The organism is Bradyrhizobium sp. Kon58, assembly GCF_055807455.1.
Map to the genome: position 1 here is coordinate 1 of NZ_JBVVOT010000173.1, position 416 is coordinate 416.

Sequence of the window (416 nt, forward strand, 5' to 3'; positions counted from 1 at the left end):
CGATTCTTCATCGCGGGTCAGGGGTTGTTCTCGTTGCACATAGGCGATCACGTCTACGGCGTGCGGTGTGAGAAGTACGATCTGCTGATCGTACCCGCCGGGGTGCCCCATTGGTTCGACATTGGCGAGAACCCCCATGTGATAGCCCTGCATCTGTTCAACACGCAGGAAGGCTCGCTGCCCACCTTCGGATTGCTCCTATTGACAGGCAACATAAACATCGAATTAAGGAGAGAGTTACACAGTGTGCGGAACAGGAGGACAAGGCCGAGAATAAACAGCTAAGCCCTACATGTGTTTAGGCTTATTCCCACAGCACATTCCAACTTGCCGGGGTTGAACATTTAAAAGACTCGTCTTAATCGTCCAGCTTGCCAAAGTCACGGGCAATGTCATTACCGGTGAAGGTGGGCACC

The 416-nt window shown here is 52.6% G+C and carries 1 protein-coding gene; it reads left to right on the top strand.

The genetic code is table 11. The features are described 5' to 3' along the window. Positions 1–9 precede the first annotated feature (9 nt). Positions 10–285, top strand: a complete 276-nt coding sequence (locus AC0L20_RS40000) for a hypothetical protein (RefSeq protein ID WP_473295668.1) — start codon at positions 10–12, stop codon at positions 283–285. The last annotated feature ends 131 nt before the right edge of the window (positions 286–416 follow it).